Below are 22,128 nucleotides of genomic sequence, written 5' to 3'. Positions count from 1 at the left end.
GCACATGCTCGGTACCTCTCCCCAGCCCGAGGGTATTACCAACCCACCCATTGACGACCTCCTGGAGAAGGTCGACTCCAAGTACGGGCTCGTGGTGGAGGCCGCCAAGCGCGCACGGCAGATCAACTCCTACACCCAGCAGCTCAACGACAACCAGTTCGACTTCTACGGCCCCCTCGTGGACGCCGACATCGAGGACAAGCCCCTGAGCGTCGCCCTGCGGGAGATCGCCGCGGACAAGCTCCAGGTCATTACCGGGGACGCCGCCCGGGCCCGTCGCGCCGAGCTGGAGGCCGCGCGCAGGGCCGCCGAGGAGGACGACGCGTTCCCCGAGATCACGATCTCCATGGACTCCGGCGGCTCCCTGGACGGGGGCGTGGACGGGGAGACCGTCAACCCCGATGACGTCCGGTTCTGAGCCGCGCTCCCGGGGCCCGGAGGCGGGTGCCGGCCAGGGACGGGGGCGGCACGTGGTCCTGGGCGTGTCCGGCTCGATCGCGGCCTACAAGGCCCCGGCCTTGGTGCGCCTGCTGCGCCGGGCCGGCCACGAGGTCAGGGTCGTCCCCACCGCGGCGGCCCTGAGGTTCATCGGGGCCCCCGCCCTGGCGGCCGTGAGCGCCCACCCGGTGTCCACCGGCCTCTTCGACGACCCCCAGGCCGTGGAGCACGTGGCGGTCGGCCAGTGGGCCGAGCTGGTCCTGGTCGCCCCGGCCAGCGCCGACCTCCTGGCCCGCCTGGCGGCGGGGCGGGCCGACGACCTGCTCACCGCCACCGTCCTGACCACGACCGCCCCGGTGGTCCTGGCCCCGGCCATGCACACCCAGATGTGGCTCAACCCGGCCACCGTGGACAACGTCGCCACCCTGCGCCGTCGCGGCCTGCGGGTCATTGACCCCGCCAGCGGGCCCCTGACCGGCGCCGACTCCGGCGTGGGGCGCCTGCCCGAGCCCGAGGACGTCGTGGCCCAGGCCCTCGACCTCCTCGGGGGGCCGGCCGGGAGTGACGCCGGTGCCGAGGGGGGAGAGGACCTCCGGGGGCGCCACGTCGTCGTCTCCGCGGGAGGCACGCGCGAGCCCCTGGACCCGGTGCGCTTCCTGGGCAACCGCTCCAGCGGGCGCCAGGGGGTGGCCCTGGCCGCCGCCGCCGCCCGCGCAGGGGCCCGGGTCACCCTGGTGGCCGCCTACGTGGGCCAGGATGTCCTGGCCGACCTGCCCGCGCAGGTCGGCGTCCGGCAGGTGGGTACCGCCGTGGAGATGGAGGCGGCGGTCCGCCAGGCCGCCGCGCAGGCCGACGCCGTGGTCATGGCCGCCGCCGTGGCCGACTACCGGCCCGCCCGGGCCCAGGCGACCAAGATCAAGAAGCACACCCTGCCCCGCGGCGACGTCCCGGAGGGCGGCGGGGAGCGCCCGGCCGAGGAGCCCCCGCCGGTGATCACCCTGGTGGAGAACCCCGACGTCCTGGCAGGGCTCGTGCAGGACCCGCCCCGGGCGGGGCTGGTCGTCATGGGCTTCGCCGCCGAGACCGGTGACGAGGACGGCGACGTCCTGGCCCACGGGGCGGCCAAGGCCCGGCGCAAGGGGGCCCACCTGCTGGCGGTCAACGCGGTGGGGGAGAACCTCGGCTTCGGGGACGTCCCCAACGCCGTCGTGGTCCTGGACGCCCAGGGCCACGAGGTCGCCCGCGCCCGGGGCAGCAAGCAGCAGGTGGCGCAGGCGCTGGTCGGCCTCCTGGCCCGCTACCTGCCCGGGCGCTCCTAAAAGGGGCCCGCGCCCCGTCCTCCTCCCGGCCCCTCGCGCCCGGGGTCTTACCGGCGGCGGTGCCCCCGGCTAGACTGCGTGCGTGAACTCCAGCCTGCGCCTTTTTACCTCTGAGTCCGTCACCGAGGGGCACCCAGACAAGGTCTGTGACCGTGTCTCGGACGCCATCCTCGATGCCATCCTCACGCAGGACCCCCAGGCCCACGTCGCCGTGGAGACCCTGGTGACCACCGGGCTGGTGCACGTGGCCGGGGAGGTGACCACCGAGGCCTACGTGGAGATCCCCGACATTGTCCGCAGCGAGATCGTGCGCATCGGGTACGACTCCTCGGACGTGTGCTTCGACGGTCGCAGCTGCGGGGTGTCGGTGTCCATCGGCCAGCAGTCCCCGGACATTGCCGCGGGCGTGGACAAGGCCCTCCAGGTGCGCGAGGGCGGCACCGCCGACCCGCTGGACCGTCAGGGGGCCGGGGACCAGGGGCTCATGTTCGGCTACGCCTGCACCGACACCCCCGAGCTCATGCCCCTGCCCATCCACCTGGCCCACCGCCTGGCCGAGCGCCTGGCCCAGGTCCGCAGGCGCGGCGTCGTGCCCGGCCTGCGTCCTGACGGCAAGACCCAGGTGACCGTCGGCTACGACGGGGACCGGCCCGTGAGCCTGGCCACGGTGGTGGTCTCCACCCAGCACGACCCCGACCGCTCCCAGGACTGGCTGCGCGCGGCCCTCACCCGGGAGGTCATCCGCCCCGTCCTGGAGGCCCAGGCCCGTGCGGGCACGGAGCTGGCCTGGGACGAGGGGGACGTCCTGGTCAACCCCTCGGGCCAGTTCGTCATCGGCGGGCCGGCCGGGGACGCGGGCCTGACCGGGCGCAAGATCATTGTGGACACCTACGGGGGCATGGCCCGCCACGGCGGGGGGGCGTTCTCCGGCAAGGACCCCTCCAAGGTGGACCGCTCGGGGGCCTACGCCATGCGCTGGGTGGCCAAGAACGTCGTCGCCGCCGGCCTGGCCCGGCGCTGCGAGGTCCAGGTGGCCTACGCCATTGGCTCCTCCCGCCCGGTGGGCCTGTACGTAGAGACCTTCGGGACGCACACGGTGCCGGTGGAGCGCATCCAGGCGGCCATCGAGGAGGTCTTCGACCTGCGTCCGGCGGCCATCGTCCGTGACCTGGACCTGCTGCGCCCCGTCTACCGGTCCACCAGCGCCTACGGGCACTTCGGCCGCCCCGGCTTCACCTGGGAGGCCACGGACCGGGCCCGGGCCCTGGCCGACGCCGTCTGAGACCCCGTGGTGGTGCCCCGGTGAGCAGCGAGGTCGCGCAGCAGGGCGTGCTCCTGGCGGCCCCCGCGCCCGCCCGCCGCCCCGTGGCCCTGGCCGGGGTGTCCCACCCGGTGGCCCGCGTCCTGCTGGACTCCCCGGTGCCCCACCTGGACCGCACCTTCGACTACCTGGTCCCCACCGGCCTGGACGCCGCCGCCCAGGTCGGCACCCGCGTGGTGGTGCGCCTGGGGGGCCAGGAGATCCACGGCTGGGTGTGGGAGCGGGGGGACACCACCACCCACGCGGGCAGGCTCGCCCCCCTGCGGCGGGTGGTCTCCGACCTGCCGGTCCTGACCCGGGCCACCCGGACCCTGGTGGAGGCGGTGGCCGAGCGTGCCGCCGGGACCCGGGCCGACGTCGTGCGCCTGGCCGTCCCCGCCCGCCACGCCGACGCCGAGGCCACCGAGCGCGCCGCCGACCCTCCCGCGCTACCTGACTGGGGCCTGCCCGCCCCCAGCCCCACGGGCTGGCGGGCCTACGACGGCGGCCCCGGCTTCCTGGCCGCCCTGGCCGCCGGGGGCGCCCCGCGCGCCGTGGCCTGCGTGCTGCCCGGCGGGCCCCAGGTGGATCCCTGGGAGGAGCTGCTGGCCCAGGCGGCCCGTACGACGCTGGCCTCGGGCCGGGGCGTCCTGGTCCTGGTGCCCACCACCGCCCAGGCCGAGGCCCTCGCGGCGCGCCTGGGCCAGGAGCTCCCCCGCGAGGGGGTGGCGGTCCTCAGCGCCGAGCACGGGGCGCGCCGACGCTACCGCACCTTCGTGCGGATCCTGCTGGGGCGTGCGCGCGTCGTGGTGGGGACGCGCGCGGCCGCCTTCGCACCGGTGGCGGACCTGGGCCTGGCCGTGGTCTGGGACGACGGCGACGACCGCCTGGACGAGCCCAGGGCCCCCTACACCCACGCGCGTACCGTCGTGGCCCTGCGCGCGGGCGCTGAGCGCTGCGGCCTGCTCCTGGCCGGCTACTCCCGCAGCGTGGAGGCCCAGTCCTACGTGGAGGCGGGCTGGGCGCGCGAGGTCGCGGCCCCCCGGGCCCTGGTACGCCGCGCCGTGGCCCGGGTCCAGGTGCCCGGGCCCGAGCTGGAGGCCGAGGGGGCTTCCGGGGCCGCCCGCGTCCCCTCCCTGGCCCACCGCGCCCTGCGTGAGGCCCTGCGCGGCGGGCCGGTCCTGGTCCAGGTGCCCCGCGGCGGCTACGTCCCGGTGGTGGCCTGTGCCGCCTGCCGGGCCGCCGCCCGCTGCGCCCTGTGCTCCGGGCCCCTGGGGATGGACCGGGACGGGACCACCACCTGCCGGTGGTGCGCCCGGCGCACCCGGGACTGGTCCTGCCCCGCCTGCGGGGCCACCGGCCTGCGTATGGTGGGTGTGGGCAGCGCCCGTACGGGCGAGGAGCTGGGCCGGGCCTTCCCCGGGGTGCCCGTGCTGGTCTCCGGCGCCCGGGAGGACCACGGGGTGGTGGCGACCGTGGACGACGAGCCGCGCCTGGTGGTGGCCACGCCGGGGGCGGAGCCGGCGGCCCCCGGCGGCTACGGCGCGGTCCTGCTGCTGGACGCCGCCACCCTGTCCGCGCGCCCCGAGCTGGGTGCGACCAGCGAGGCCCTGCGCCTGTGGAGCAACGCCGTCGCCCTGGCCCGTCCCGGGGCGAGGGTCATCCTGCTGGGCGGGCCCGAGCCCGGGGCGGCCCAGGCGCTCCTGCGGTGGGACCAGGCCGGTTACGCCCGTCGTGAGCTGGCCGAGCGCGCCGGGCTGCACCTGCCCCCGGCGTGGAGGGCCGCCCGCCTCGACGGGCCCCGGCGCTCCGTGGAGCGGCTCCTGGCCGCGGGGGCGGCACAGGGCTTTGAGGTCCTGGGGCCGGTGCCCGCTCCCGGGGGCGGGGGCGAGCCGTCCCGGGGCGAGCAGCTGCGCGCCCTGCTGCGCGCCCCCCGCTCCCGGGGCCGGGACCTGGCCGGGATGCTGCGCCTGCGCCTGCGTGAGGCCTCCGTCCACCGCGAGGAGCCGGTACGCTGCGAGCTCGACCCGACCCTGCTGTGGTAGACGGAGAACTGACTGATTCTGAGCGGAAACGGAGCTAACAGGTCTCTATTCGACAATCTTCCGCTGGGAGAGATACGATCGTGACACGATCCCTGTCGAGCATGAAGGCGAAGGAGCCCCCATGAAACGACCATCTCTCCACGTCCGAGGTCGAGGCCCGCGAGCACTGGCGCTCCTGGGAGCCCTCGTCCTGGGCCTACCCCTGGGCGCGGGCGCCGCCGCGGAGCCGGCCACCGCCCTGACCGGTACCGTCGACCTGTCCGTCCCCGGCCTGACGGCCACCCTGGCGACGGACTTCCCCCAGGTCACCGGCTACGAGGTCGGCGGGAGCCACCTGGGCGGGCGCGTCTCGACGGTCACCAGCGTCCTGGTCGACGACACCGCCTACCAGGTCACCGACGTCAAGGCCTACCGCACGACGCCGACCGCGGTGCGCTACGACGTCACCCTGGACGGAGGAGTCGACCTCACCGCGGAGATCTCGGTGGACACCGTCACCTCGCAGGCCGACGGCACTACCGGGGCCATCCGGCCGACCCTGACCTTCCGGATCACCAGCCTCACCGGGGGCCACACGGTGGAGATCCCCGGGCAGTCCCTGGTGTCGGTCTCCTCCGACGACGCCGGCGCCGCCTTCGCCGCCGCCACCACGGGCGTGGCCCGGGGCGCCACCGCCGACAACCCCCGGGCCGGGGTCCAGGACGCCTACGGCACCGTGACCACCGACACCCCCACGGACGCCTCCGCCGTCGGGTCGGCCTACCTCCTGGTCAACACCGCCGAGGTCGCCGTCGGCATGGAGACCAACGCGACCCCCGACCAGCCCAGCGGGGCCACCAGCATGAACAACAGCCGGTGGACCCGCCAGGTGGTGGGGACCGGCGGTGACGGCACCGGCCGGGCCCTGACCGTCCAGGCCGGGCAGTGGACCTACCGCTCCACGGCCGCCACCGACGCCGTCGGCGACGAGCCCAGGCCCTACGCCACCTTCGTGTTCACCTCCGACGCCAACCGCTCGGGCAGCGTGGACTGGCAGGACGGCGCCGTCGCCTACGCGGACATCGCCGAGAGCGTGAACGGTGCCGCGGACAACCACAAGTGGGTCGTCACCCACATCCCCTTCAACTTCGCCTCCCAGGCCACCCACCCCTTCCTGCGTACCGCCGACGACGTCAGGCGCGTCTGCCTGGCCACCGACGGCCTGGGCCAGCGCGTCATGCTCAAGGGATACGCCTCCGAGGGCCACGACTCGGCCCACCCGGACTACGGCAACAATATTAACGAGCGCGCTGGCGGGGAGAGGGACATGAAGACCCTCTTCGACACCACCCGGGACTGCAACGCCATCTACGGGGTCCACGTCAATACCACCGAGGCCTACCCCGACGCCGAGCAGTTCGGCTCCCTGGCCTTCACCGGCTCCAAGGGCTGGGACTGGCTGGGCCCCTCCTACTACATTAACCAGCGCGACGACCTGGGCAGCGGCAAGGTGACCCAGCGCTTCCAGGAGCTGCGTGACCAGTTCCCCCTGGCCCAGTACCCCAGCTTCCGCTGGATCTACATCGACGTCTACTACAGCTCCGGGTGGCTGGCCGACCGCCTGGGCCGCGACCTCAACCAGCAGGGCTGGGAGGTCGGCAGCGAGTGGGCGGACAAGTTCGAGCGCTTCTCCACCTGGTCCCACTGGTCCAACGACGAGCGCTACGGCGGCTCCAAGCTCAAGGGCCTGAACTCCGAGATCATCCGCTTTATCGACAACGCCAACAAGGACAACTGGAACCCCAACGTGGCCCTGGGCTACCCCCAGATCGTGGAGTTCGAGGGGTGGACGGGACACCAGGACCAGAAGGCCTTCTACGCCAACGTCTGGGGCAACAACCTGCCGGTGAAGTTCCTCCAGGCCAGCCGCATTATGAGCCAGTCCTCCACCCCGGGGGAGAGGGGCACCACCTACACCTACACCCTGGCCAACGGCGCGGTCGCCTCGGGTACGACGTCGTACACCAACCTGACCAACGGTGACGCCGCCGCCTCCACCATTGCCGCGGACATGGCCGCGACACGCTCGATCACCTACGACGGCGCCCAGGTCCTGTCCGGCTCCTCCTACCTGCTGCCCTGGGCGGACAACGGCAGCTCCCAGGGCAGCCCCCGCCTGTACTACTACAACCCCGCGGGCGGGGAGTCCACCTGGACCCTGACCAACAGCTACAAGGACCAGACCTCCCTGGCCCTGTACCGCCTGACCGACTCCGGCAGGGTCAAGGTCGCCGACCTGCCCGTCACCAACGGCACCGTGACCATCCCCGCCTCGGCCTACGACGGTATCGAGGCCGGGCAGTACGCCTCCACGGCCTTCGTCCTCTACCCCGCCTCCACCCCCGCCACCACGCCCCAGCCCAGCTGGGGGGCCGGGACGGTCCTGTCCGACCCCGGCTTCAACGCCGGCCTGGACGCCTACACCACCACCGGCGCGGTGAGCGCCACCAAGGACGCCCAGGGCGACCCCGTGGCCGCCATTGACGCCGGCGCGGGCTCCCTGGGCCAGCAGGTGACCCTGGACAAGGGCACCTACGAGGCCAGCGCCTGGACGGAGGTCGGACACGGTACCGCCAGCCGGGACGTGTCCGTCTCCGTCAGCGGCCAGGGCGTGGCGGGCACCGGCAACCAGCCCGGGGCCGACACCTCCTCCGCCACCCCCACCAGCCCGGTGACCACCGTGTTCGAGGACTTCGAGCACGTCACCGAGGGCTGGGGGCCCTTCGTCAAGGGCAACGCCGGGGGCTCGACCGACCCGCGCACCGTCCTGGCCCCGCTCAACGCCCCCTACACCCAGAGGGGCTGGACGGCGCCCAACGGGAGGGTCAAGGTCACTGACGACGTGGTCGCCGGGCACTGGAGCCTCAAGGCCCACTCGGAGAACCAGGGCCTGGTCTACCGCACCGTCCCCCAGACCGTGCCGCTCCAGGCCGGGCACCGCTACCGCGTCTCCTTCGACTACGAGAGCACGGACGCGGGCGCCTACAGCTGGGTGACCGGGTACACCACCCTGGGTGCGACCGAGCCGGTGGACACCTACCTGGACACCACCGACATCCCGCAGCAGACCACCCCCACCCACTTCACCGAGGAGCTCACGGCGGGCGCCTGCGGAGAGTACTTCGTGGGCCTGTACAAGAACCAGGGGGGCGGCGAGCAGGTCGACTTCTCACTGGACAACTTCCGGGTCGAGGACCTGGGGGTCGCACCCACCCAGCCCTCCTGCATGACCCCGCAGCTGAGCGTGGAGGGCAGCCTGGTCACCGGCCAGGCCGGGACCGTCCGCTCCACCGTCAGTAACGCCGAGAGCGGCACCGTCACCAACGTGACGGCCACCCTCACCGCCCCCGAGGGCTGGAGCGTGGAGCCCCTGGACTCCACCAGCGCCGCCAGCCTCGCCCCCGGTGAGACCCTGTCGCCCTCCTGGCGCGTGACCGCCCCGCACTCGGCTGCGGGCACCGCCGCGCGCCTGACCGAGACCGTGACCTACGAGCTGGACGGCGCCCAGCGTCAGGCCACCGCCAGCACCGAGGTGACCCCCCTGGGCGGGCTGAAGGCCGACGCCGTCAACTACCTCTCGGACCTGCCCATTAACCCGGACTACAACGGCAACGGCTGGGGCCCGGTGGAGCGCGACCAGGAGAACGGTGAGCAGGGGCAGGGCGACGGGACCCCCCTGACCATCGGCGGGGTGAGGTACAGCAAGGGCCTGGGGGCCCACGCCCTCTCCGACGTCGGCTTCGACCTGGGCGGCCAGTGCCACAGCTTCAGCGCCGTCGTCGGGGTGGACTCCACCCAGTCGTCGCGCGGCAGTGTGACCTTCACCGTGTGGGGGACCGCTGACGGCGAGAACTGGAGCCGGGTGGTTCCCCAGACCGCGGTCCTGCGCGGGGGCCAGGCCGGTCAGCAGGTCAGCGGCGACGTCACCGGGATGCGGACCATCCGCCTGGTCGTCGGCGACGGCGGGGACGGCAACGGCAACGACCACGCCGACTGGGCCGATGCCAGGGTGGCCTGCGGCACCGCCAACCTGGACGGGGGCGGCTCGGGGGGATCAGGGGGCACCACCCCGCCCGGTGACGGGCTGAGCCCCTACACGGGCCCCCTGACGGTCAGCGCGCCGGAGGCCTACGCCAGCAACCCGGTCAGCAACATGATCGACGGGAACCCGGCCACCTTCTACGACAAGGACTGGGTCAACCCGACCCCGCACCCCTCCGAGGTCCTCATGTCCCTCTACCAGGGGGACGACCCCACGGCCGTGGAGCCCACCAGCGTCTCCGGGCTGTCGGTCACCGGCCGGGCCTCCCAGTCCAACGGGCGCGTCCGGGACTACCAGGTCTACGTGGGCCAGGACGCCGCGAACGTCAACCAGCTGGTGGCCTCCGGCACCCTGAGGGACACCGGGGACGAGCAGCGGATCGTCTTCCCGACCCCGGCCAGCGCCAAGCTCGTCAGGCTCGTGGTCACCTCCACCTACAAGACCAAGCCCACCGAGCCCGACGGCCTGCTGACGATCGCCGAGATCGCCCCGCTGACCGGTACGGCCACCCCCGCGCCCACCCCGCCGGACCCCTCGACACCCTCGGATCCGCCCGCGCAGCCCGACCCCAACGGCGTGGTCACCGACACCGCCGCGCCGGGCCTGGTGGGCCAGGACTACCTGGGGGTCAGGACGGCCAGCGACGCCGGTGCGGTCACCGGGACCGTGACCACCCGGATCTCCACGACCTCGGCGGCCAACTGGGTGGCGGCCGACCAGAAGCACGGCACCTACTTCCAGCGGGTGCCGGTGCGCTTCACGGTGGGCCAGGACCGCACCGCGGTGACCCTGAGCGTCACCGCCGGTGACGGCTCCGCCCCGGTCCTGGTGGACAACCTGCGCCTGGTCAGGGTGGAACGGGCCGCCGACAACGACCTGCTCGGTGTGGACTGCACGGCCAGCCCGGTGCCCCAGGCCTGCACCTCGGCCACCGCCAACGCGCGGCTGGGCCTGTCCACCCCCGCCCGGCCGGGCGGTGACACCCCGGAGCCCGGGCCCACCCCGACGCCCGAGCCGACGCCCGGACCCAGCCCGACGCCGGCGCCCACCACTGAGCCGACCCCGGAGCCCAGGCCCACGCCGTCCCCCGAGCCGACACCTGGTCCGACCCCTGGGCCCACGCCCGGCCCGAACCCGGAGAAGCCCACTAAGCCCATCTTCGTGGCCACCGTGGAGGCGGCCGCCAAGGGCACCGTGTTCCTGGGCGACTGGGACGGCGACGGGGTGAGGTCCTGGGCCGTCCGCGTGGGCACCCGCGTGGTGTTCTACAACGACAACACGGCCCTGGCCGCGCCGGTGGCCTCGGTGTCCATCGGGCGTGCCAGCGACGAGATCTACGTCGGTGACTGGGACGGCGACGGGAAGGACACGGTGGCGCTGCGCCGTGGCTCCACCGTCTACTACCAGACCAGCGTGGAGTCCTCGGCGACGACCACCGGCACGGTCCCGCGCGGTGCGACCCTCAACGTGGTCAGGCAGGGTGGTAAGGACGTGCTCGTCCCCCAGACCTGAGGCCCCTCACGGTCCTGTCCCGCAAGGCCTGGCGGCGTCGTCATCTGGCGGCCCGAGCGCCCCTGCCCCGCAGGCGGCGCCCGTCGGGCCACACGGACTGAGGCCCTTGTCCACCCGGTCCCGTCACGCGCCCTCGTGGTGCGTGGCGGGACCGGGTGCGTGCTAAGCGGCCGCACCTGCTCGTGGACGGTCCGGGCCAGGGGCTCGGGCCCCGGGTCGAGCCAGCCGGTGGTGACAGCTGAGACGGTCCGGCCTGCGGGGCCGACAGTGGCAGGCCGGTGCGCTGAGGGCCAGCCTGCGCGGCAGCCCACGCAGCCGCGTCGGGCACGGCTGAGGCCGGTGTGCTGAGGTCCAGCGTGGCGAGGCCCGCGCGACCTCAGTGGCAGGGGGCTGGTCGGTGCACCGGGAACCGGTGCGTTACCGGGGGTTGTCGGGCACAATAGGCCCATGAGCCCTACCACGGATACACGGGTGAGTGCCGTCGTCCTGGACTACGGCAACGTCCTGGTGGCCTGGGAGGCCATGGCGGCCGTGGCCGGGCGGGTGAGCCAGGCCGACTGGGACGAGTTCTGCCAGGGCGCGGACTTTGACGCCCTCAACGCCCGTAGCGACCTGGGTGAGCCGTTTGAGGACATTCTCGCGGACCTGGCGGCCACCCACCCCCGGCGTCCCGACTGGGTGGAGATCCTGTCCACCTATCGGGCGAACTTCCCTGACTCCCTGACCGGTCCCGTGCCCGGGACCCTGGGCGTCGTGGACGACCTCCTGGCCGCCGGGGTCCCCCTGTACCTGCTGAGCAACTTCGACGCCCCCACCTTCCCGGCCGCCCGCGCCATGGTGCCCCAGCTGGAGCGCTTTCGCGGCCTGATGGTCTCCGGGCAGGAGCGCCAGGTCAAGCCCTCACCGGTGATCTTCCGCCGGCTCCTGGAGCGCTACGGCCTCATAGCCGCCTTCACCCTCTTCGTGGACGACTCACCGGCCAATATCAGGGGCGCCCGGGCGGTGGGGCTCCGGACCCACCACTTCACCGGCGCCGGCCGCCTGCGGGCCGACCTCATTGAGCGCGGCCTCCTCCCGCGCCCCTGACCCACCCCTCGCGAGAACGGTACTTATTCCTCGTGAGAACGGTACTTGTTGCTCGTGAGAACGGGCGGGTCGCGGAACGGTCACGTGGTGCGACCTCTGGACTGCACGAGTTCTTGTCGGTGGCTCCTTCGGGGCCTACAGAATCACGCGGATATCTCAGGGTCAGGTAGGGAGCCGACACAAGAACCTGTGCGATCTGCAAGAACTCGTGCAAAACTGTCGGTCCGCAGACCTGCTTTTGACGCAGTCTGAGGCTCAGGGCCGGGGCCGTCCTCGGCCGCATCGGGGCCCGACGCAGCGCGATCTCCGCCGGGGCCGTCCTCGGCCGCGCCGAGGTCATGCCCCTGACCTGCGTGGGCATTCATTGCTACAAAAGGTAGGGCGGAGTGGGTCCGACCTTAAGCCAGGCTGCGTCAAAGCAGGATCCCGAGATCGTCAGGCGACCCGCGAGCAATCGGAATAACATGCGGAAGATCGCATGGATTCCCATTCCTGTCGGAGACGTCACAGACCCCGGCGAGCCCTCTGGGCAACCCCGTCCTCACGGCAGGCGACCCTGCGACAGGGGGCGTCTACAGCCGGGCCACCGGAGCGGCCCCCGTTCTCACGAGGAACAAGTACCGTTCTCACGACAAACAAGTACCGTTCTCACGACGAATAAGTACCGTTCTCGCGAGGGGCGCGAGGGGTGCGCGGCGGGGGTGACGTCGTGCTGTCCTGCCGGTCCCCGTAGACTGACGGGTATGCGTGTGCTCTTCGCCGGGACCCCTGAGGTCGCCCTACCCGCCCTGACGGCCCTTATGGACAGCCCGGAGCACGAGGTGGTAGGGGTCCTGACCCGGGCCGACGCGCGCCGGGGCCGGGGCCGGGGCCTCCACCCCTCACCCGTGGCCGCCCTGGCCCGCCCGGCCGGGCTCGAGGTACGCACCCCCGCCACCCTGCGCCAGGTGGAGGTCCAGGACTGGATCCGCTCCCTGGAGGCCGACGTCGCCGTCGTCGTGGCCTACGGGCGGATCGTGCCCGTCAGCCTGCTGGAGGTGCCCGTCCACGGCTGGCTCAACCTGCACTTCTCCCTCCTGCCCGCCTGGCGCGGGGCCGCCCCCGTCCAGCGGGCCCTTATCGCGGGCGACGACGTCACCGGGGCCTGCGTGTTCAGGCTTGAGGAGGGCCTGGACACCGGTCCCGTCTACGCGCGCCTGACCGAGGCGGTCCGCCCCACCGACACCAGCGGTGACCTCCTGGAGCGCCTGGCCGCCGCCGGTGCGGGTCTGCTCCTGACCACCCTGGGGGCCGTCGCCGACGGCAGCGTGCGTCCCGAGCCCCAGGACGACGCCGCGGCCACCCTCGCCCCGCTGCTCACCACCGCCGACGGCCTGCTGCGGTGGCAGGACCCGGCCCTCGCGCTGGAACGGCGGGTCCGGGGCGTCACCCCCTCCCCGGGGGCGCACACCACCTGGCGCGGCGTCCGCCTGCGCCTGGGCCCCTTGACCCTGGTCCCCGAGGTCACCGACCTGGCCCCCGGCGAGCTGCGCCCCTCCCGCCACGAGGTCCTGGTGGGGACCGGCTCGCACGCCCTGCGCCTGGGGCAGGTCGCCCCGGCCGGACGCTCCTGGATGGCGGCCGACGCCTGGGCCCGGGGCGCGCGCCCCGGGCCGGGAGAGCGGCTGGGCCAGGATGACGCCACCACCGGGGAGGAGCGCTCATGACCGGCAGCCACGGCTGGCAGGGCCGGGACCGGAATGACGGCCGGGACCGGGGCCGCTACGACGGGGAGCGGGGGCGAGGACGCCGGGACGACGGCCGGGGCCGGGATCGCTATGACGGCGGCAGCCGGGACGGGGACCGCCCCGGCGGCGACGGTCGTAGCCAGCTGGGTCATGGAGGCCGCGGCCGGGACCGGTATGACGGCCGGGACCGCGGCCGTACGCCGTCGGGGCGTGCCCCAGGGCGCTCCGGTGAGCCCGACACCCCCCGGCTCCTGGCCCTCAGGGCCCTGGAGCGGGTCCGTCAGGACGACGCCTACGCCAACCTGGTCCTGCCTCCCATGCTGGACCAGGCTCGGGCGGGTCGGCGTGACGCCGCCTTCACCACCTCCCTGACCTACGGCACGCTGCGCCTCCAGGGCCGCTACGACGCCGTGATCGCCATGTGCTCGAACCGGCCCCTGGACCAGGTCGACGCCCTGGTCCTGGACGTGCTGCGCCTGGGGGTCCACCAGCTCCTGGGCATGCGCGTGCCCACCCACGCCGCGGTGAGCACCACCGTGGACCTGGCCTCCTACGCCGCCGGCCGGGGTGCCGCCACCTTCGTCAACGCCGTCCTGCGGAAGGTGGCACAGGGCGACCTGGAGTCGTGGCTGGAGCGGGTGGCCTCCGCCGCCCCCGACGAGGTGAGCGCCCTGGCCCGGACCCACTCCCACCCGGCCTGGGTGGTCAGGGCCATGCGCCAGGCCCTCCTGGGCAACGGGCGGGACGTCGGCGAGCTCCAGGCCCTCCTGGAGGCCGACAACACCGAGCCCGAGGTGGCCCTGTGCGCCCGTCCGGGCCTGGTCACCCCCGAGGAGCTGGCCTCCGCCGCCTGGGACGCCAGCCACCAGGAGCCCCGGCGGGGGGAGCGCAGCCCCTACGCCGTCGTCCTGGCAGGGGGGGACCCGGTGCGTATCGCCGCGGTGCGCGACTCACGTGCGGGCGTGGAGGACGAGGGCAGCCAGCTCGTGGCCCTGGTGCTCTCCGAGGCCCCCCTTCAGGGGCGTGACGAGCGCTGGCTGGACCTGTGCGCCGGGCCCGGGGGCAAGGCGGCCCTGCTGGGGGCCCGCGCCGCCCAGCGCGGCGCCACCCTGGTGGCCAACGAGGTCGCCCCCCATCGCTGTGACCTGGTGCGTGCCGCCGTGCGGGCCCTGCCCGAGCGGGTCGTGGAGGTCCGCTGCGCCGACGGCCGGGAGGCGGGACGCCAGGAGCCGGGGGCCTACGACCGGGTGCTCGTGGACGTGCCCTGCTCGGGCCTGGGCTCGTTGCGACGGCGCCCGGAGGCCCGGTGGCGCCGTCAGCCCCGCGACGTCACCGAGCTCGCCGCCCTCCAGCGCGACCTCCTGGCCAGCGCCCTGCTCGCCGCACGCCCCGGGGGAGTAGTGGCCTACACCACTTGCTCCCCGCACCTGCTGGAGACCAGCCTCGTGGTCAAGGACACCTTGGCCGCCCTGGCCAGGAAGGGGGTGGAGGCGAGTCCCCTCCACGCCGGTGAGGTGGCCGCCCGGGTGTCGCCGGTGCCGCCGGCGGGGGTGGAGCAGCAGATGCTCCAGCTCTGGCCCCACCTGGACGGTACCGACGCCATGTTCTGCGCGCTGCTGCGCCGTCACTGACCCGCCGCCACGGCTACTGCTAGCGGGCTGGTGCCAGCGACGTACCCTCTAGCCAGCGGGGACGTGCCTTAGTCGGCGGCGACGTACCCTAGAGGTACGTCCCCGGTTACCAAGGTACGTCCCCCGTGAGAACCACCTCCGGGCCCCGCGTGGCGGCACGTCCCCGGGGTGCGCCTGGTAGACCACGGCACGCCCAGTACGTCCCCGGTCAAGGCACGTCGCCACCAGCTGCCCGCTGGCCGGGTACCGCCTGCTGGCCCACGTCCGCCCGTCCGCACCGGCCACCCACCGGCCGCTTGCCCACCAACCCGCACCGGCCACCCGCCCACCGGGTACCGCGCGCCGGCCCGCACCACCGTCCCCCACCACCAGGAGAGAGCCCATGGAACCTGCTATCCACCCCTCCATCCTCAACTGCGACGTCGCCCACCTGGCCCGTGAGCTGGACCGGGTGGCGGCCGACCCCTCCAGCGGGCGGGCGGGGGCCGACGGGGTGCACGTGGACGTCATGGACAACCACTTCGTGCCCAACCTGTCCTGGGGCCTGCCCGTGGTCCAGGCCGTGCTCGCCCACACCCCCCTGCCCGTGGACGCCCACCTCATGATCGAGGCCGCCGACCGCTGGGCCCCGGCCTACGCGGAGGCCGGGTGCCACACCGTCACTGCCCACCTGGAGGCCAGCACGGCGCCGGTGCGTCTGGCCCGCGAGCTGCACCGCCTGGGCAGCCAGGCGGGGATCGCCCTGCGCCCGGCCACCCCCCTGGAGGCGGTGGCCGACGTGCTGGGGGAGTTCGACATGCTCCTGATCATGACCGTCGAGCCCGGTTTCGGCGGGCAGTCCTTCATCGATGCCATGCTGCCCAAGATCGAGCGGGCCCGGCGCATGGTGGGGCGCCGGGGCCTGGAGCTGCGCATCCAGGTCGACGGCGGGGTGAGCGCGACGACCATCGGCCGGGCCGCCGAGGCGGGGGCGGACGTCTTCGTGGCCGGCAGCGCCGTCTACCGGGCGTCCGACGCCCTGGACGCCGTGGACCAGCTGCGGGCCCTGGCCTCCGCCCACCGCCACGGCTACGTCAGCTGCTAGCGGGCCGGTGCCGGCGACGTACCCTAGCTGGCGGGGACGTGCCTTAGTCGGCGGCGACGTACCCTAGAGGTACGTCCCCGGTGACTAAGGCACGTCGGCCCGCGAGGAGGCCGGCCAGATACCGACGCGGGACCGTCACCGGCAGCGCGCCGGGTGCTACCGGGCGCCGGGACGCTAGCGGCTGCTGGGGTTGGTGACCACCTGGCCGTTCAGGGAGAGCACCGTGCGGCTGTAGCGGCCGTCCAGCTCATCCTTGGGCTCGGAGTACACATTGGCCTGGTCGGACATGTCCCCGCCCATCATGGGGCGCAGGCCGACGGCCTCCAGGTAGGCCGAGTCGCCCTCCGGGGTGGCCGGCGAGTAGTAGTCCTTAATGACGATGACGAACCGGTGGCTAATGGAGTCACCCGGGGACAGGGGCTTCTCCCACTTGACAGTGATCGCCTTCGGCTGCCCGGAGCCCCAGGTGTTCACGCTCGACATCTGCGCGCACTCCGGCCCGCCCGCGTAGTACTTCTCCACCGAGACCCGGTCGTCGTCACGCTTGGGGGCGGTCCCCGCGCCGTGGTAGTCCACCTTGGACGTGGAGGAGGCGCTGCTGACGGCGGTGAGGATCGTGCGCACGGAGACGGTCGTGTCGAACTGCGACGTCGTGGCGGTGACGGTGAGCCGGACGGGGATGACGGCGTCGGTCCTGGGGTCGATCGAGCACGACGAGCCGATCGTCCTGTCCTGCGCGTCATTGAGCACCATCCCGGGGACGTAGTGCTCCGCGGCCCCCATGGCGATCGACAGGTCGTAGCCGTACCCGTTCTTGTTGGTGTAGTGCCACACGTGGTCCGCGGTGGTCAGGGGCCCGGTCACTGCCGCGGCGGTGGTGGGCGCCGGGGTCGGGGACGGCGTCGTGTCCACCTGGGGCGTGTCCCCCGGGCCCGTGGCCTGTGGGCCGCCGGTCTCTGACTGCGTCGACCCGCAGGCCGCCAGGCACAGCAGAGTGGCGACGGCCACTGCCCGCGTGCCGGCCCCGAGGCGCGACCGTGGTGGCGTAGGCGGAAATCTCATGGACAAACTCCCTGGTGGGGGCGGGTTCGGACACGTGGTCGGCAGCTCGGGCGCCGATGTCGGGGGACGCTACCAGCGGCACCGTCGTTACCGTAACGTGATCAGGGGCAACTTCCTGCCCCCCTTCAGGCCTTGACGCAGCAGGCCCCGGTGTGCTATGTGCGGTGGGTGCCCGCGGGTGTGCAGCCAGCCCCGGAGCCCGCGGACCGGGACGGTGCGGGGTACACAGCTGACCACCGTCGGACGAGGGCGTAGTATGTGCTCGCACCGCTCAGTGGAAGGGGGCCGCCGATGACGTCGTCCGACCGTCCGCGTGGACGAGGAGACCAGGCGCGAGGCTGCACGCATCGCGGAGGACCTCGGTTTCGACCTGCCTTCCGTCACCCGGGCCTTCTACCGTCAGATCGTACGGGAGAACCGCCTGCCCCTGGCCTACCTCGCCCCGAACACGGAGTCCCGTGAGGCGTTGCGCGAGGCGGACGAGATCATCACCCGCGGTACTTCGCGTTTCACGTCCCGCGAGGAGTGCTACGCCGAGCTGGGAATCTGATACGAGTGCTCGAACCCGAGCTCAGCCCGGCGTTCACCCGACGTCAAGCGCGTGAAACGCCGTCACGCGAGTACGCGACTGCTGCAGGAGGTCATGGACCTCATTCTTGATGACACGACCAGCTCCCGCTCGGAACTCCGTCGTCGGCATCGTGCGCACCGTCTCAAGGGCGAGTGGCGTGGTGCGAGTGAGTGCCACGTCGCCAGTGCAGGCGACTGGCTCCTTGTGTGGAAGACGGAGAGCGGTCTCGCGGTCCTCCCCCGCACGGGCACGCACGAGGAGAGCGTCGGCTGAGGGACTCCGGCGCCCCGAGCTTGTCCCACCCGGTCCCCGCTGCTGCGGCGAGGCCCCGCCGCCCCGGCCGCGTACGGCAGCGCGCCTCACGGCGCCCGGGCGGCTGCGGGCTCCTCCCTCCCCGTACTCAGCCAGGAGCAGGGAGGCACGGCACCCAGGCGCCCGCGGGCTCCTCCGATGGTGTCGTGGTCGCGGTGTGGCGGGCGGCGGGCCCCGCCTTGGGCACCTGCGGGCCCCGCCTTGAGCGCCTGTGGGTTCCTCCAAATCGTGCTGGTGCTTTGGTGCCCCTCTCCAACACCCGCGATATCCTGCGAGAAGCACCGTCCTGGCGGCAGCGGTTTCAAGGTGCCCGACGCCCTTTGTGAGGATTCCACAGTCGGGCTTCCCGTCGCCGGGCCCCTACCGTAAGGTCCGTGGGAGCGGGGCCGTCGCCCCCAGGAACCCGGAAGGAGCCCAGTGGCCAGCATCAACCGCGTCCTCATCGCCAACCGCGGCGAGATCGCCCTGCGCGTGGTCCGCACCCTGCGGGACCTCGGCGTGACCTCGATCCTGCCCTACACCCCCGACGACATCCTCACCCCGCCCGCCGAGCTCGCCGACGAGGCCCACGCCCTGCCCGCCGACACCCGGTACGACAATGCCGCCGCCGTGCTGGAGCTGGCCCGGGCCACCGGCGCCGACGCGATCCACCCCGGCTACGGCTACCTCTCCGAGGACGCCGACTTCGCCCGTGCCGTCATTGACGCCGGGATCACCTGGGTGGGGCCGTCCCCTGAGGCCATGGACGCCCTCGGGGACAAGATGAGCGCCCGCGCCACCGCCCTGCGGGCCGGGGTCGCCCCCGTGCCCGGCCTGAGTGAGCCGGTCACGGACGTGGACACCGTCCTGGCCTTCGCCGCCGAGCACGGCTGGCCCGTGGCCCTCAAGCGCACCGACGGCGGGGGCGGGCGCGGCATTACCGTGCTCCACGACGAGGCGCAGGCCCGGGCCACCGACGCCCTGGTCGGCGCCCAGGCCGCCGGGGCCACCCTGCTGCTGGAGCGGTTCGTCACCGCCGCCCGCCACGTGGAGACCCAGTGCGCCCGCGACGCCCACGGGGGCTTCGCCGTGGTCTCCACCCGCGACTGCTCCCTCCAGCGCCGCAACCAGAAGCTCCTGGAGGAGGCCCCGGCCCCGTTCCTGCCCGAGGGCGTCGAGGAGCTGCTCGTCTCCAGCTCCCACCGGCTCCTGGACGCCGTGGACTACGTGGGGGTGGCCACCTGCGAGTTCCTCCTGACCCCCACCGGCGAGGTCTACTTCCTGGAGGTCAACCCCCGCCTCCAGGTGGAGCACTGCGTCTCCGAGGAGGTCACCGGCACCGACCTGGTGGCCGTCCAGCTCACCCTGGCCTCCGGGGGGCACCTGCCCGCCATCCCCGCCCCCCGCGGCCACAGCATCGAGCTGCGCATCACCTGCGAGGACGCCACCCGGGGCCTGGCCCCCTGCACGGGCGCCATCACCCGCCTGCGCTGGCCCGCCGGCCCGGGGATCCGTATTGAGTCCGGGGTCGTGGAGGGCGACGTCGTCACCCCGTTCTTCGACCCCATGCTGGCCAAGATCGTGGTCACCGGCAGCAGCCGGGAGCAGGCCATTGAGCGGGCCCGCCGGGCCCTGTACGAGACCCTCGTGGAGGGGGTCACCGTGTGCACCGCCCTGCACGAGGACGTCCTGGGCCGTACGGACTTCACCCGGCCCACCGCCGACGGGCGCCTGGGCGTGACCACCCGCTGGATCGAGGACACCGTCCTGCCCGACCTGGCCGCGGGGGACCACGCGGCCGGCCCCGCCGTGGCCGCCGGGCCGGTGACCGCCGGCTCCCAGGCCCCCGCCGCCCCCGCGCCCACCGCGCGCACCCGCTCCACCTACGTCATCGAGGTCAACGGCCAGCGGGTCCAGCTGACCATCCCCGACGGCATCCTGGGCGGGGCGGGCCCGCGCGCCACCGTCGCCGAGCACCGCCGTCGCGTCCAGCCCCTGCGCGACCGCGCCCGGGCCACCGCGCGCCCCGGGGCCGCCGGGGCCGGGGGCGAGCCCGGGCTCATTATCGCCCCCATGCAGGCCATCGTCACCCGCGTCTGCGTGGAGGAGGGCCGCCGCGTCCAGGCCGGCGACCTGCTCATCGTCCTGGAGTCCATGAAGATGGAGAACTACGTGCACGCCCCGATCGACGGCGTCGTGACCAGCATCCAGGCGGTGGCCGGGCGCACCGTCAGCGCCGGGGACGTGCTGGTGCGACTGACCGGCGACGACCCTGAGGAGGCCCGAGCATGACCACCACCCACGCCCCCGCAGCGCCCGGTGCCGACGCCGGGGCGGCCCCCGTGAGCGGGACCACCATGGCGGACTCGGCGACCACCACCGCCTTCCGCGAGCGCACCGCCCAGGTCGCCGCCACCGCCGAGGAGCGCGCCGCCCAGCGCCAGCACGCCAAGGGCAAGCAGACCGCCCGCGAGCGCATTGACTCCCTGCTGGACCCCGGCTCCTTCCTGGAGATCGGCCGCTACACCGGCTCCGGGGCGGGGGAGGGGGCCCGGCCCTCGGCCGTCGTCACCGGCTTCGGGCAGGTCGACGGGCGCCAGGTGGCCGTCTACTCCCAGGACTTCTCCATCTCCGGGGGCGCCCTGGGGGCGGTGGAGGGGGACAAGATCGTCCGCCTCCTGGACGACGCCCTGCGCCTGCGCATCCCGATCATCGGCCTGATCGACTCCGGGGGGGCCAAGATCCAGGAGGGCGTGGGGGCCCTGCGCCAGTACGGGCGGATCTTCAACCGCACCTGCGCGGCCTCCGGGCTGGTGCCCCAGATCTGCGTCATCCTGGGGCCCTGCGCGGGCGGGGCGGTCTACTCCCCGGCCCTGACGGACTACATTATCGCCACCCGGCAGGCCTCCCACATGTTCGTCACCGGCCCGGACGTGGTGCTGGCCTCCACCGGGGAGAAGATCAGCGCCGAGGAGCTGGGCGGGGCCGACATCCACGGCTCGGTCTCCGGGGTGGTGCACTACGTGGCCGAGAACGAGGACGACGCCCTGAGCCAGGTGCGTACGGTCCTGGCCTACCTGCCCTCCTCCTCCGAGCAGGAGGCCCCCTCCTACGACTACGACGCCGCCGACCGCCAGGAGGACCTGGCCTCCGCCCGGCAGGTGGGTGAGCTGGTGCCCTCCTCCACCCGGCAGCCCTACGACGTGGTGGAGGTGGTCTGCGCGGTGGCCGACCACGGCGAGCTGGTCCAGGTCCAGGAGGACTTCGCCCCCAACGTGGTGGTGGGCTTCGTGTGCTTCGAGGGCCGTCCGGCCGGTGTCGTGGCCAACCAGCCGCTCCACGACGCGGGGACCCTGGACGTGGACGCCTCCGAGAAGCTGGCCCGGTTCGTGCGCTTCTGCGACGCCTTCGGCCTGCCGGTGGTCACCTTCGTGGACGTGCCCGGCTACCGTCCCGGCGCCGCCCAGGAGCACGCGGGCATTATCCGCCGTGGCGCCAAGGTCATTAACGCCTACGCCACCGCCACCGTCCCCCTGGTCACCGTCATCCTGCGCAAGGCCTACGGCGGGGCCTTTATCGTCATGGGCTCCAAGGCCATTGGCGCGGACCTGAACTTCTGCTGGCCCGGGGCCGAGATCGCGGTCCTGGGGGCGCAGGGGGCCGTGGGCATTATCCACCGCCGCACCCTGGCCGCCGTGCGCGCCCAGCAGGGCGAGGCCGCCGCCGCCGCCGAGCACGAGCGGCTGGTGGACGAGTACACCCGGGCCGTGATCAACCCCGACAAGGCGGTGGCCATCGGGGAGATCGACGCCGTCATCGCCCCGGAGGACACCCGGACGGTCATTGTCGACTCCCTGGCCGCCCTGCGCGGCAAGCGTGACGGACGACGTACGACCCCCAAGAAGCACGACAACGGACCCCTGTGAGGCAGGACAGACCAGCTGTGAGCACCCTATCCGCGCCCGCACCGGGCGCCCCGAC

At 73.6% G+C, this 22,128-nt stretch carries 14 protein-coding genes; 13 read left to right on the top strand and 1 reads right to left on the bottom strand.

Going from position 1 to position 22,128, the window contains the following annotated elements:
- Window positions 1-4: 4 nt before the first annotated feature.
- From rpoZ to rpe, 9 genes are all read left to right on the top strand, one after another.
- Window positions 5-418: a DNA-directed RNA polymerase subunit omega gene (gene rpoZ, locus JJJ15_RS00925; RefSeq protein ID WP_246742096.1), complete on the top strand. Its 414-nt coding sequence runs from the start codon at window positions 5-7 to the stop codon at window positions 416-418.
- Window positions 402-1,757 carry a bifunctional phosphopantothenoylcysteine decarboxylase/phosphopantothenate--cysteine ligase CoaBC gene (gene coaBC / locus JJJ15_RS00920; RefSeq protein ID WP_200511128.1) on the top strand — a complete coding sequence of 452 codons (1,356 nt, stop codon included), beginning with the start codon at window positions 402-404 and terminating at the stop codon, window positions 1,755-1,757. The genes rpoZ and coaBC overlap by 17 nt, the downstream gene beginning before the upstream one ends.
- Before the next feature lie 82 nt (window positions 1,758-1,839).
- Window positions 1,840-3,039, top strand: a complete 1,200-nt coding sequence (gene metK, locus JJJ15_RS00915) for a methionine adenosyltransferase (RefSeq protein ID WP_200511127.1) — start codon at window positions 1,840-1,842, stop codon at window positions 3,037-3,039.
- Between the two features lie 20 nt (window positions 3,040-3,059).
- Window positions 3,060-5,102 carry a primosomal protein N' gene (locus JJJ15_RS00910; protein ID WP_246742095.1) on the top strand — a complete coding sequence of 681 codons (2,043 nt, stop codon included), beginning with the start codon at window positions 3,060-3,062 and terminating at the stop codon, window positions 5,100-5,102.
- Between the two features lie 121 nt (window positions 5,103-5,223).
- Window positions 5,224-10,695: an endo-alpha-N-acetylgalactosaminidase family protein gene (locus tag JJJ15_RS00905; RefSeq protein ID WP_200511126.1), complete on the top strand. Its 5,472-nt coding sequence runs from the start codon at window positions 5,224-5,226 to the stop codon at window positions 10,693-10,695.
- Window positions 10,696-11,142: 447 nt separating this feature from the next.
- The gene (locus JJJ15_RS00900) at window positions 11,143-11,781 is read left to right on the top strand and encodes an HAD family phosphatase (protein WP_106109124.1); all 639 of its coding nucleotides are present in this window, start codon (window positions 11,143-11,145) and stop codon (window positions 11,779-11,781) included.
- A 743-nt stretch (window positions 11,782-12,524) separates the two neighbouring features.
- Window positions 12,525-13,487 (top strand): methionyl-tRNA formyltransferase, encoded by a 963-nt coding sequence (gene fmt, locus JJJ15_RS00895; RefSeq protein WP_200511125.1) that lies wholly within the window; start codon window positions 12,525-12,527, stop codon window positions 13,485-13,487.
- Window positions 13,484-15,139 (top strand): transcription antitermination factor NusB, encoded by a 1,656-nt coding sequence (locus JJJ15_RS00890; RefSeq protein WP_200511124.1) that lies wholly within the window; start codon window positions 13,484-13,486, stop codon window positions 15,137-15,139. The genes fmt and JJJ15_RS00890 overlap by 4 nt, the downstream gene beginning before the upstream one ends.
- A 382-nt stretch (window positions 15,140-15,521) precedes the next feature.
- Window positions 15,522-16,223 (top strand): ribulose-phosphate 3-epimerase, encoded by a 702-nt coding sequence (rpe, locus tag JJJ15_RS00885; protein ID WP_106109122.1) that lies wholly within the window; start codon window positions 15,522-15,524, stop codon window positions 16,221-16,223.
- A gap of 174 nt (window positions 16,224-16,397) precedes the next feature.
- Here rpe and JJJ15_RS00880 read toward each other — a convergent pair whose 3' ends face one another.
- Window positions 16,398-17,285 carry a hypothetical protein gene (locus tag JJJ15_RS00880; RefSeq protein WP_210338795.1) on the bottom strand — a complete coding sequence of 296 codons (888 nt, stop codon included), beginning with the start codon at window positions 17,283-17,285 and terminating at the stop codon, window positions 16,398-16,400.
- Window positions 17,286-17,598: 313 nt separating this feature from the next.
- On the opposite strand from JJJ15_RS00880, the gene JJJ15_RS00875 reads away from it, so the two are divergent.
- The 4 genes from JJJ15_RS00875 (at window position 17,599) to JJJ15_RS00860 (ending at window position 22,073) form a co-directional block, all read left to right on the top strand.
- Window positions 17,599-17,835: a type II toxin-antitoxin system RelB/DinJ family antitoxin gene (locus JJJ15_RS00875; RefSeq protein ID WP_200511122.1), complete on the top strand. Its 237-nt coding sequence runs from the start codon at window positions 17,599-17,601 to the stop codon at window positions 17,833-17,835.
- 51 nt (window positions 17,836-17,886) lie between these two features.
- Window positions 17,887-18,129: a type II toxin-antitoxin system mRNA interferase toxin, RelE/StbE family gene (locus JJJ15_RS00870; RefSeq protein WP_210338794.1), complete on the top strand. Its 243-nt coding sequence runs from the start codon at window positions 17,887-17,889 to the stop codon at window positions 18,127-18,129.
- Window positions 18,130-18,585: 456 nt separating this feature from the next.
- Complete coding sequence (locus JJJ15_RS00865) at window positions 18,586-20,439, top strand: biotin carboxylase N-terminal domain-containing protein (protein ID WP_200511121.1); 1,854 nt, start codon at window positions 18,586-18,588, stop codon at window positions 20,437-20,439.
- Between the two features lie 65 nt (window positions 20,440-20,504).
- Entirely contained in the window at window positions 20,505-22,073 is a 1,569-nt protein-coding gene (locus tag JJJ15_RS00860; RefSeq protein WP_200511862.1) for an acyl-CoA carboxylase subunit beta, read from the top strand.
- The last annotated feature ends 55 nt before the right edge of the window (window positions 22,074-22,128 follow it).

It is taken from the genome of Actinomyces sp. HMT897 (genome assembly GCF_016626125.1).
In the GTDB taxonomy this organism is placed as follows: Bacteria; Actinomycetota; Actinomycetes; order Actinomycetales; family Actinomycetaceae; genus Actinomyces.
Note: the sequence above shows the minus strand (reverse complement) of the source record. Positions and strands in the feature narration are given on the sequence as shown.

Bases quoted from the DNA above. Each gene is read 5' to 3' on its own strand.
- rpoZ (WP_246742096.1), top strand. From the start codon at position 5: ATGCTCGGTACCTCTCCCCAGCCCGAGGGTATTACCAACCCACCCATT.
- fmt (WP_200511125.1), top strand. From the start codon at position 12,525: ATGCGTGTGCTCTTCGCCGGGACCCCTGAGGTCGCCCTACCCGCCCTG.
- JJJ15_RS00860 (WP_200511862.1), top strand. From the start codon at position 20,505: ATGGCGGACTCGGCGACCACCACCGCCTTCCGCGAGCGCACCGCCCAG.
- rpe (WP_106109122.1), top strand. From the start codon at position 15,522: ATGGAACCTGCTATCCACCCCTCCATCCTCAACTGCGACGTCGCCCAC.
- JJJ15_RS00905 (WP_200511126.1), top strand. From the start codon at position 5,224: ATGAAACGACCATCTCTCCACGTCCGAGGTCGAGGCCCGCGAGCACTG.
- JJJ15_RS00900 (WP_106109124.1), top strand. From the start codon at position 11,143: ATGAGCCCTACCACGGATACACGGGTGAGTGCCGTCGTCCTGGACTAC.
- JJJ15_RS00880 (WP_210338795.1), bottom strand. From the start codon at position 17,285: ATGAGATTTCCGCCTACGCCACCACGGTCGCGCCTCGGGGCCGGCACG.
- JJJ15_RS00890 (WP_200511124.1), top strand. From the start codon at position 13,484: ATGACCGGCAGCCACGGCTGGCAGGGCCGGGACCGGAATGACGGCCGG.
- coaBC (WP_200511128.1), top strand. From the start codon at position 402: ATGACGTCCGGTTCTGAGCCGCGCTCCCGGGGCCCGGAGGCGGGTGCC.